The following is a 10785-nucleotide window of genomic DNA, read 5'->3' as shown; positions in this document are numbered from 1 at the left end:
AATAAAAATTTCTGGCTTATACATCTTTTATTGATATCTGTTTATTCATCCTTACGGGGTGTCCGGGTTCTGGAGATGGAATCATGTCAGAAGAGGAGGTTAAGTTAGTTCATCTGATGGAATTGTCTGTTTTTGTGCTCTCAATACTGAAGGTTATCGATTGTCAGATATCGCTATTTATCCCATGAATATGCCAGGTAGTCGGCGGAAATATATATTTTTATCTGACTTCAAGGTAATGGGTGTGGAATTGTTTTCAGAAAAATATCTGCCGGATTTGAAATTTCAAATGAGAAGGTAAACCCCATTTATCTCACTCCCCTCGACGTAGGGAAATAGCTTTCCCTTTTAGGGAAAAGAACATTCTTTTCTATATTTTGAGTAATTCTTTTATGAAAGATCTAACACTACGCTATTTCGATGCGGAAATGCGCTACCTTCGTGAGGCGGCGAAAGAGTTCGCCCAAACCCATCCAGATCGTGCCGCGATGTTGGACATGGATAAAGCCGGTACACCAGACCCGTATGTCGAACGCCTGTTTGAAGGCTTTGCCTTTTCGATGGGGCGGCTGCGTGAAAAAATTGACGACGACCTGCCGGAGCTTACCGAAGGGCTGGTCAGTATGCTCTGGCCACACTATCTGCGCACTATTCCTTCACTTTCAGTAGTGGCACTTACCCCGGCGCTACACGCCATGAAAATGGCGGAAGTGGTGCCTGCAGGGCTTGAAGTGTATTCCCGACCAATAGGACCGAGGAACACCGTTTGTCGTTACCGTACCACGCAGGATGTGATGCTCAATCCCCTCAGTGTTTCGGGCATCACTATGACCACCGAATCTGACGGTCGCTCGCTGCTACGGATACGCTTTGCCTGTAGCAGTCAGGCGGACTGGTCGAATGCTGATCTTAGTTGCCTGAGCCTGTATCTTGGGGCTGATGCTCCAGTCAGTAGCCAGTTGCATCTGATGCTAACGAAACGCCAGGCGGCGTTGTATATGCGCCTGCCCGGTCAGACTGATCGCATCCGTCTTGACGGGTATTTCTCGCCGGGCGGGTTTGCCGAAGAAGACCTCCTGTGGCCGAAAGGCGATAGTGCTTTCAGCGGCTATCAGTTGCTACTGGAATACTTTACCTTCCGGGACAAGTTTATGTTCGTCCATCTCAACGGCCTGGAGGGGATCACACCTCCTGCCGGGGCGGAGTATTTCGACATTGAAGTGGTGCTCAGTACACCGTGGCCGCCTGATCTGCCAGTCACCGATGATGCCATTCGCCTTCACTGCGTACCGGTGATTAACCTGTTCACCCTGGAGGCTGATCCGCTCATCATCACCGGACTTGAAAGTGAATATCTGCTGCGTCCTAAACGGCTGCAGGACGGGCATACCGAGATTTATGCTGTGGATTCGGTTACCGGTTCAAACCGAACCAATGACGCAGAGTATGTTCCGTTCAGCAGCTTCCGCCACAAAGGGGGGATGATGCGTCGCCATGCGCCTCCGCGCTATTACCATACGCGCGTTAAGCGCAGCGTGACCGGACTGTATGACACCTGGTTAATTCTTGGGGGGCATCAGTGGGAAGATGATCGACTTGTCGAGCGTGAAGTTGTGTCGCTGCAAATCACCGGCACGAACGGTCAACTGCCGCGCCGGGCGCTGCAGAGTACACTGCTTGACCGCTGTGAGCAGGTCGTGGATACGCAGCTTTCAGTGCGCAACCTTTGCAAGCCAACGCTGCCGGTTTACCCGCCTGCTGAAGACCGTTTCCACTGGCGAGTACTGAGCCACCTGGGAGCCGGGTTCCTCAACATGATGAGTACCGCAGAAGTGCTGCGTGGAACGCTTGCGCTGTACAACTGGCAAGACGATGAACTGAACATCCGGCGTCTGGAGGCGATTCAGCATGTGGCTCATCATCGTCTGCAGCGGTTCGAACAGGGCTTCCTGTTACGAGGGCTGGATATTGAAGTGACGCTCGACAACAACGGGTTTACGGGCGAGGGCGATATTCATTTGTTTGGTGAGATGCTTAACCGTTTCTTTGCGCTCTATGCCGATATGAACCAATTTAACCAGCTTACCCTCATTATCCAGCCAGAAGGAAAATGCATCCGGTGGAAAGAGAACCACAGCCCGCGCCTGCCCGGTTAATCGCACAGTGGGGTGACCGGCTGCCGTATATGAATTTTTACCGCTTCTGCCAGTTGCTGGAGCAAAGCCAACCGGATCAACCGGTCACCGGTAGTACCTGGCAGGTACGGCATGAACCGGTGCGCTTTCGCCCGCATCCGGGGATGGGGTTTCCGGCCTCTGAAATCAAAGGCGTGGAATTACCTGAGTATCCGCACTTACCCCCAACGGTACGCATTACATTTATGGGGCTCTACGGCGTGGAATCTCCATTGCCGACGCACTATATCGATGACATCACCCAGCGCCGCGAAGGGTACGAAGCCACCAGCGATTTCCTCGATATCTTCAACCATCGGCTGATTGCCCAATACTACCGCATCTGGCGTAAATACTCGTACCCGGCCACGTTTGAAGAAGGTGGTAAGGACAAAATCTCGCAGTATCTGCTGGGGTTGGCTGGGCTTGGGATTGACGGCTGCACCGACAGTATCGCCGCTCCCGCCTCACGCTTTCTGGCGCTACTGCCAGTCATGTTGCTGCCGGGGCGTACTGCGGAAGGTATGGCCTCTCTGGTGCGTTTGTTGGCACCCAATACACAGGCGAAAATCTGGCATCACGACAAACACCGGGTGCCACTGAAAAAAACGCTGACCATGAGCGTGAGTAATCCCTCCACTCTGATAAATCGCCCAGTGATGGGCAACTATGCCACTGACGTTAACAGCCGGGTGTTGATGCGCCTTACCACGACGGACCCGGCTGAAGTGCAGGGCTGGTTACCCGGTAGTGAGCTTCATACAGATTTAATGGCTCTGTTGCATGTCTATCTTGGCTCACGCCTTGATGTCCGCCTGCAGTTGTGTGTCGACCGTAGCCTGCTACCGGATGCCACAATGAACAGCAATCCTACAGTCGGTGCAGTGCAATTAGGGCGTACAGCCGTAATGCGTCCACTGAGTGTGGCGGACACAGCTACATACAGCAAAACAATAACCATCAATCTTGGCCGCTATGAGCGGGTACAGGAAAATATTCACCGCAGGGAGACCGATGAAGATGGCGATTATCGCTGGTAAATTTCCCCTGGTTACGCTGACTACGGGCATCACACTGATGCTGGCTGGGTGTGGCCTGACCCAGAGCATTACGGACGGCACTGTCGCCGTGACAAAAGCGATTTTTTATAAACAGGTGAAAACCCTGCATCTGGATATTCGGGCACGCGAGGCGCTGAACCTCAATGCCAGTGAAGTGGCGCTGTCTATAGTGGTGCGCATTTATCAGCTCAAGGATCGCAAAACCTTCGATAGCACGGATTATCCTTCGCTGTTTAAGTCTGACAGTCAGGCTGTTAAGGCTGACCTGGTGGCGGAGAAAGATATCCGCCTGAAGCCGGGTGGGGCAGTGATGGTTGATATGCCGATGGAGGAAAGTGCGCAGTATGTGGCGGTGGCGGGCATGTTTATGTCGCCGGATCAGGTGAGTAACACCTGGCGGGTGGTGTTAAGCCGTGACGATCTTGACCCGGATAAAGCCCGAATCATTGAAGCAGGAAGCAACCGACTGACTCTGAAGGCGCTGAAAGATGAATGACACTCCCCATCCGTCATTGTATGAGATCCTGTTTGGGAATTTTACCGGAGGGCTGGATCTGCATCAGGTTAGCGAGCAGAACCAGACGATCCTCTCAGTGCTGGACAATATGCAGCGCATTCTTAACTGTCGTGCCGGTACGCTGGCGCATTTACCTGACTACGGTCTGCCGGATATGACCAAAATCCTTCAGGGGATGCCGGGTATGGCGCATGAACTTATGGGGGCATTATCTGCTGTACTGCTCAAATATGAGCCACGCCTGCAAAAAATAACCGTTGTTTTGCTGGAACAAGAGGTTCCCGGTGAGCTGCGCTATGCCATTGATGCTGAACTTAAAGGTATTGGCCTGGTGCGTTATAGCACCGAATTTGTACCCGAAGGTCGGGTTCTGTTGAGGCATTTGAAGCAACAACAGTATCTCGACACGACAACTCGTATGTAATGTTTCTTCCTTAATTCGGCAACGCTCTGAATATGCCGCAGAAACGATAGTCTTCTATAACCGCAAGCACGTCAGATGGACAACTGGTCATGAATGACATTACCCCACGTAAAATCAAAACCGGCGGTGACCCGCGCACGTTACCGGATTATGCCGCCCTGCGCGATGAACTGAATAAGCTTACACATCCGGCGCGTCCGGATGTGAACTGGCATTATGTCGAGAAACTTTGTCTCTCACTGTTTGATCAAAATGGTGTAGAGCTGCAGACGGCAGCCTGGTATACGCTGGCTCGTACGCAACTGGCTGGATTATTCGGTCTCAATGAAGGTCTGGCAATACTGGAGGCTCTGATAAGTCATGAGTGGGGCGTGCTCTGGCCGCAGCCTGTTCACGTTCGAATGGAGATCCTGAGTAATCTGAGTCAGCGTTTGCAGCAACGTATACGCTCGCTGCCGCTGATATACAGCGACCTTGGTCAGTTGTATCGGGCAGAACAACTGCTTACCCGTCTGGGGGAAGTATTACAGCGTCTGGAGCTTAGGCATCTCAGCCAACTGGATACTTTGCGTGCCCTGATACACAACAACGCTGTCAGCCTGGAAAGCAGCGACGGTACAACCAGCACAGGGACGACAATTCAGTCTGGTATCGTGTCGCCTGCCACAGTAATAAATAGATCTGATATATCAATAGGTTCCCATGCTGAAAGTCTGTTTGAAGATCCCCGAAGGCCAGGCGGTACGGTGAAGTGGGTGTATGTTACACAACCGAACGTAGAGGTACTTCCGTCAATACCCGCGCCAGTAAAAAGGTGGAAATCTTTTGTTGCTGGGATGTGTTCCATGCTGATGATAAGTGCAGCAATGGTATGGGGCTGGCAATATTTTCACCGGTCGGATCCATTACAAGCCCAGCTTACTGCCTCTTTAACTCCATTACCCGCAATACTCACGCCTGAACAACTGGATATATTGCGGCAGCAATCTTCCTTGCCACAAACGTTAATAACGCAAACACAGCAGCAGCTTGCACTTCTGGACAAGCTACCACCGGACTGGCTCATTACCCGAGAACGGCAGCTTGTCGAACAAGCCCGGGCGATTTGGCCGGAGCGGGCAAAACCTCTGATGCAACAGTGGCAGCAACAACTTAATGTTGCCGCATTGCCGACAGGAAACCTGAATGGCTGGCATCAGGGAATGATGACGCTACAGAAACTGAGTGAACGACTGAACGGACTGGATGAGCATAAGGGGAAATATATGACGGTCAGTGAACTGAAATCAGTGGTGTATTCCGCTATGCAGCTATTTAACCAATCCATACCGGCTGAAGAACAACTGCGGATACTGGCGCAATCGCCGGTAGGGCAGCCACTCCCTCCTGCCGCAGGGGCTCAGGCAGAGATGCGCCTGAAACAACTTATCGCCAGGTATGCCGACATTAAACAGAATGCTTCGAAGCTAAAAGGTGTGAATGATTATGAATGACTCAGCTCGTTATCGAAATGTCTGCTGCGGAGATTGCTGCACAATCAGGGAGAGTGCCAGAGAGTGACCCGTATTTTTGCTTTTAAACCAGAATAATGAGCTCGCACGTTTTAAAGTGCAGTCGGTTCGATAATTTAGTTCGATTCCTTTTAAATATATCGTAATGACATCTGCGTTACACGTGTTGTATACTTAATATCCACAGAAGCACAAGAGGACAACACCATGCCAGCCGCAAACAGTATGGCGATGAAACGCGAAACCCTGAATCTGCGCATCAGACCCGCCGAGCGCGATCTTATCGATCGGGCGGCGAAAGCCAGAGGAAAAAACCGCACTGACTTTGTGCTGGAGGCCGCCCGCGCTGCCGCCGAGGAAGCGTTGATCGAACAGCGCATCATTATGGCTGATCCGCAGGCTTATCAGGAATTTCTGGCTCGTTTGGATCAAGCACCAGCGCCTAATGCAGCACTGCGTAAAACCATGCAAACACCTGCGCCGTGGGAACAGAATAAATGATCTCCGCCCCTGAGCCTCTCCATGCCGTGCATGTGTTGACTTCATTTTGCTGCGGCGTGGATTCTATGGATAACTGGCTGAAACAGCGGGCGATGAAAAATCAGGTTACTGGTGCATCGCGTACCTTTGTTTGCTGTGACAACAATTCTAAGGTACTGGCATATTACTCGCTGGCGTCCAGCGCTGTGACGACAAATACAGCTCCCGGTCGCTTTCGCCGCAATATGCCTGATCCGATCCCTGTTGTAGTGTTGGGCCGTCTGGCGGTGGATCAGTCTCTACATGGGCAGGGCGTAGGTCGGGCGCTGATGCGGGATGCAGGACTACGGGTAATCCAGGTGGCGGAGACCATCGGCATTCGTGGGATGCTGGTTCACGCTCTGTCAGATGAAGCCCGGGAATTTTACTTGCGGGTGGGGTTTGAGCCGTCGCCGGTGGATCCGATGATGTTGATGGTGACGTTAGGGGATTTAGTTCATGCCTGATGAGTAATATCTGGAGCTAATAAGATGGCCGTTTCATGACTCAAATTATCAATGATATTGTTGTCCGGCATGTCCGCTGTCTGAAGCCATAAGTTATCTTTAGTGGGTAATGTGAAATAAAATAAGAGCCAGACACAACTGTAAATAGACCCTTTTTAGTTCCAGGCATTTTTGAACTCCCGGCCAAATAATGGTGTTGTCGAGATTCCTCCTGCATCATATTGTTCAGTGATTCATGCGGGCGTTTACCGTTATATTCTGACAACCATTTTTCCGTGATTTTCCGCACTTCATTTCGTGTTCTGAACAGATAAAAATCGGACGGTATGTCCGTTTATAACGCTCAATGAAAGCGTTCTGTATCGGCTTATCCAACTGAATAAACTCCAGTTTTACTACATGTTTCTCTGTCCTTTCAGCCATTGTGATTCCACGAATATCCCTCTCGCCGCAGAAAAGTGTCGGAAAACCGTATCGTGGATATCGCTCTTCCATCGCCTGCAAGACGACAATAACGGGTTCGTCACGCGTGGTATCCGGACGATAATGATAAACCGTTCTGCTCAGGTTCAGACTCCAGCAGGCCTGACGAATACTGAGTCTGAACGACGTTATCAGATGAGTGAGCAGCTCACGCTTAAAGGCTGGTTTTAAAGTTTGTTTAGATAACGTCTTTCAGGCTCGGTTCTTCAGGTTCTGGTCGGCAATCATCTGTTTGAGACGGTGGTTTCCGGGCGCTGTTGGGTATGATTAATGTCATTGTGTCCAGGAAATTGCTGAGCCATGTCAGCATCACATCAACACTGGAATCCATTGATGAAAGTGTTGATAGTCTGCGGGATATACTGGAAACAGAGTTGATGTAGTGGCCTGATGAATATGGCGTTGACACAATTTGATATTCGCAACGAAGAACTGTAAATATTACGGACGAAAAAAAACAGACTTGCGTCAACAAGTCTGTTCTTCAAGAGATTTTCTTTCAACTACGGTAACAACGTTACATCGTGTTTTTACTGGCTAGCCTTCGTGTCCGTCAGGATTGCATCTTGCAAATCTGACCAACCGGCTTTGAATAGTGGTGCCGGACTCGGAATCGAAAATTTCTTTTATCATATTGATATTAATATAATTTATTTGGTTTGATTAAAAATGTACCCTCAATTATACCCGCAGTCCCTTTTGATATCGAAAGGGAATCACACTCGGGATCAGGCTGAGAGCACAGAAGGAAAGTACCTGGCTATTATATCGTTAATTCTGTCAATCAGTTCCAGCCTTTTGAAAGTGATGTGTGCAGATCCCTTCTTAAAGTATTTAATGATGAACATCTCGTCTTCATAGCGCTCTTTACCCTGAACGGACTGGATGTGACCATCCAGACGAATAGTGATGTTTTCCCGGTTGTCGGGGATCGGTTTGCCGCTGAACAGATGTAGCATTCTTTCCAGGTCGACGAGTCGGTCAGTCTGTTGCCCGGTGATAAGATGAAACCCCCACCGGTCCCACCTCACCAGGTTGTTGACGATAATTTTACTGCCAAATTTGCAGGGGCAATTGGTTTTGTAATTCCAGCTCAGTCCCCTGAAGACGTTGATCACCCCTCGCTCAAACACCTCATCCTTGTTCTGGTGTAGTTGTTCAAATGTGCTCAGAATGTTCGCTTCACTGATTTCCGGAAAATTATCGTACTCCAGTGATCGGTACCATGTATCACGGGCCTGTGCATCCATTAAGGAAAGCATCCCTGAACGTTGCATCAGGTCACGCCAGATTTCGCGATCGAGATTGCGTGTGATGGCTTTCATTGCGGTTTCCGGTTTCTCCATCAGCCAGCAGCCGCAGCGAAAATCCTGTTTCATGGCCCAGTCCGGGGCGGCTTTACCGCCAATACTTTCTGTCATTGCTGATATTTCAGCCAGTTGCCGGATAAGTGTGTCGATTTGCAGCAGTGTACTCTTTCGTACAGCCAGAATGTGGCGGATACTGGTTGAGCAGATAACGTCCGTATGCCCGGTGACCACTTCCGGACGGGAGATTGTGATGTCTGACATTATCGGTTTCCCTTTTGGTTTATAAACGAAAACGCCAGCCCTGTTCAGGCTGACGTCAGTGGAATGAAGTATGGTGAGTGATATTTACCGGTTCTGGTGCAGAAGCTGCAGATGACGAAGAGTACGGACATCCTCCCGGGCCTGTTCGATACAGGGCAACAGTGCTGCCGAATCCGTTTTATCCTCATCGTTGTCAAAGATAATTCCCGATTCGCAGTCGATATTGTCCTGCAGCCACGCAATGAGGATATCCAGCGCTGTTTCAGTGGTTAATGATTTCATGTTGTTTCTGGTTACCAGTTGAAAGTAGGTAAACCCGGCAGGCATTCAGCGCTGGCATCCAGATGAATGAGACTGACGCCATAACGCCGGATAAGTGTGACAACCAGACGGCGGAACGTTTTTGACAGCCCCTGGCGTTTAAGCCGCAGAACCGGGTATGACCACGCATCGGTACGTAACAGATAGCCGCTACCTGTGAAATGAATCCATTCTGATTCACCGAAATCACTGGTCTGGTGTGACAGCGAATACAGCCATGCGTTGTCTGTTTCTGTGATATGTGCGGTACTGCAGCGTATGCCGGCAAGGGTTGCAAAACGGTGGTGGTGTGCAGGTTGACTGTTGGTCGGATTCATCCACCACACGGAGTGAATAACCATTATCAGCAACCTTGTTAATCAGTTCAGCGAGATTAACACCATCGACGTCAACGACAATGCGCCCCATGTTCAGCGCCTGCACGTTAACGCTGTCGGCTTCCAGCGTCAGGGCCAGTTTCATCGTTTCGCCTCCGGATGCTTCCCCAGGGTAATGTTATTTACCGTTCTGTAATTGTCGCGGGTCATCAGGCCTGTTGCCCGGCGAGCCCGGAGGATATCGATGCTGTTTATTAACTGAGAGTGGGTACAGGCGCTGAATCCCGGCTGGTCGGTACGTACCAGCGCGTATTTTTCAACGAGAAAGTTCACCGCGTCACACAGTGAAATGCCTGCCTCAATATGCTGCTCAATCACACGTTCATCAGCGAACGGTGTGTCATTCAGCGTGAGGTCGTAGTGCTGGTCCAGCAGTCGGGTGAGCAGTGTCTGCCAGATGGTGACGGGAGATGGGCAGCGCGATGCCTCCCGTACGTGTGTATCGGGTAATGTTTTCATACTGAAGGTTTTCCTGATATGCAGAGATGAGAAATGGGAAAGTGGTGTGGTGAAAACACCAGGCCGGAACAGAAGGTTATTCTGGAGGGTTACTTTTTCGTTTCGGATGTTGGATAAACAGCCAGATAAACGTAACCACAACTGCCGAGGGTGTCTGCTTCGCAGGTCAGCCCTCTGGCATACAGCGTGACGGTATGCTGATGTCGGGGATTCAGTTCACCGCTGGTGAGCATGAGTTCCAGTTGTTTCATCAGCAGCGGAAAGGCCTGGTCCAGATGGTATGCATCTGCGTCGCTGAAGCGGCCTCTGATACCGGCGCGGTCGGCAAGGTAATGCAGGCGGTTACCCTCCTGCACCAGACGGGCGCCAAAACAGGGCCTCACTGTGCAGGGAAGCCCCCACCAGGGGCGGTCGTGATTGTCGTCGGGATGCGTTATCCCGGGGAGTGTGTCTGACACGATAAAATCCTCTCTGAAAAGTGGTTAAGAATGGTTTAACGATGACAGGTCAGCCGGCGCGCTGACCGGTTTCGGTGAAGATGTATGCATTGACGAGAATGGCCTCATCCACAGCGGCGTCTGAGTCCATCTGGTCGTACTCGTTTTCCGGGTGACGGAACATCAGTTCAGGGTGACGCTCATCAGCCGGACATACGGGCCAAAACTGTCCTTACGGCGTTCAGCAAACACGGCCAGCACACCGGGAATATCCTGCACTTCACGACCGGTATACGTCTCAGCACTGCCGTGCCAGCGGTATTTGCCGGTACAGAACGGAAAAAGACGGGATGCCGGATGCTGACGGTGAATACGCATGGCTTCACCACGGGTGATGATTTTCATAGTGTGATACCACTGAAGACAGAAGATAAAAGTGAAAACAGGTGTGATGTGGTTGTGAC

12 protein-coding genes and 2 pseudogenes are annotated in these 10785 nt (G+C 50.8%); 7 read left to right on the top strand and 7 right to left on the bottom strand.

The window, feature by feature from the left end; genetic code table 11:
• Positions 1–392: 392 nt before the first annotated feature.
• The 7 genes from tssF to WC5_RS18745 all read left to right on the top strand — a co-directional run bounded on the left by tssF (position 393) and on the right by WC5_RS18745 (position 6673).
• Positions 393–2156 (top strand): type VI secretion system baseplate subunit TssF, encoded by a 1764-nt coding sequence (gene tssF, locus WC5_RS18715; protein ID WP_016231435.1) that lies wholly within the window; start codon positions 393–395, stop codon positions 2154–2156.
• Entirely contained in the window at positions 2111–3214 is a 1104-nt protein-coding gene (tssG, locus tag WC5_RS18720) for a type VI secretion system baseplate subunit TssG (RefSeq protein WP_032159876.1), read from the top strand. The genes tssF and tssG overlap by 46 nt, the downstream gene beginning before the upstream one ends.
• The gene (gene tssJ, locus WC5_RS18725; RefSeq protein WP_016231433.1) at positions 3195–3731 is read left to right on the top strand and encodes a type VI secretion system lipoprotein TssJ; all 537 of its coding nucleotides are present in this window, start codon (positions 3195–3197) and stop codon (positions 3729–3731) included. The genes tssG and tssJ overlap by 20 nt, the downstream gene beginning before the upstream one ends.
• Positions 3724–4176 carry a type VI secretion system baseplate subunit TssE gene (gene tssE / locus WC5_RS18730; RefSeq protein WP_001000322.1) on the top strand — a complete coding sequence of 151 codons (453 nt, stop codon included), beginning with the start codon at positions 3724–3726 and terminating at the stop codon, positions 4174–4176. Before tssJ ends, tssE begins: the two co-directional genes overlap by 8 nt.
• 89 nt (positions 4177–4265) lie before the next feature.
• A complete protein-coding gene (locus tag WC5_RS18735) occupies positions 4266–5669 on the top strand; it encodes a VasL domain-containing protein (protein WP_000998120.1) in 1404 nt (467 codons plus the stop codon).
• Positions 5670–5894: 225 nt separating this feature from the next.
• Positions 5895–6188, top strand: a complete 294-nt coding sequence (locus tag WC5_RS18740) for a type II toxin-antitoxin system TacA family antitoxin (protein WP_001110460.1) — start codon at positions 5895–5897, stop codon at positions 6186–6188.
• Positions 6185–6673 carry a GNAT family N-acetyltransferase gene (locus tag WC5_RS18745; protein ID WP_000622311.1) on the top strand — a complete coding sequence of 163 codons (489 nt, stop codon included), beginning with the start codon at positions 6185–6187 and terminating at the stop codon, positions 6671–6673. Before WC5_RS18740 ends, WC5_RS18745 begins: the two co-directional genes overlap by 4 nt.
• Positions 6674–6842: 169 nt before the next feature.
• Here the strand turns inward: WC5_RS18745 and WC5_RS25190 are convergent.
• The 7 genes and pseudogenes from WC5_RS25190 to WC5_RS18775 all read right to left on the bottom strand — a co-directional run.
• Positions 6843–7402 (bottom strand): annotated as a pseudogene (locus WC5_RS25190) (integrase core domain-containing protein); the annotation flags it as partial.
• Positions 7403–7884: 482 nt separating this feature from the next.
• Entirely contained in the window at positions 7885–8727 is an 843-nt protein-coding gene (locus tag WC5_RS18750; protein ID WP_001280501.1) for a DUF4942 domain-containing protein, read from the bottom strand.
• Between the two features lie 84 nt (positions 8728–8811).
• On the bottom strand, positions 8812–9009 hold the full coding sequence (locus WC5_RS18755; RefSeq protein ID WP_000839256.1) for a DUF957 domain-containing protein: 198 nt from the start codon (positions 9007–9009) through the stop codon (positions 8812–8814).
• An 11-nt stretch (positions 9010–9020) separates the two neighbouring features.
• Positions 9021–9510 (bottom strand): annotated as a pseudogene (locus WC5_RS0121810) (DUF5983 family protein).
• Positions 9507–9884: a TA system toxin CbtA family protein gene (locus tag WC5_RS18760; RefSeq protein ID WP_000854731.1), complete on the bottom strand. Its 378-nt coding sequence runs from the start codon at positions 9882–9884 to the stop codon at positions 9507–9509. Before WC5_RS18760 ends, WC5_RS0121810 begins: the two are co-directional and overlap by 4 nt.
• Before the next feature lie 89 nt (positions 9885–9973).
• Positions 9974–10342: a type IV toxin-antitoxin system YeeU family antitoxin gene (locus tag WC5_RS18765; RefSeq protein WP_016231431.1), complete on the bottom strand. Its 369-nt coding sequence runs from the start codon at positions 10340–10342 to the stop codon at positions 9974–9976.
• Positions 10343–10504: 162 nt separating this feature from the next.
• Positions 10505–10726, bottom strand: a complete 222-nt coding sequence (locus WC5_RS18775; protein WP_000692346.1) for a DUF987 domain-containing protein — start codon at positions 10724–10726, stop codon at positions 10505–10507.
• Positions 10727–10785: the final 59 nt, after the last annotated feature.

Source organism: Escherichia sp. KTE114, assembly GCF_000407765.1.
Taxonomy (GTDB): domain Bacteria; phylum Pseudomonadota; class Gammaproteobacteria; order Enterobacterales; family Enterobacteriaceae; genus Escherichia; species Escherichia ruysiae.
The sequence above is the reverse complement of the archived record's forward strand: the minus strand, read 5'-3'. Positions and strand labels throughout refer to the sequence as shown.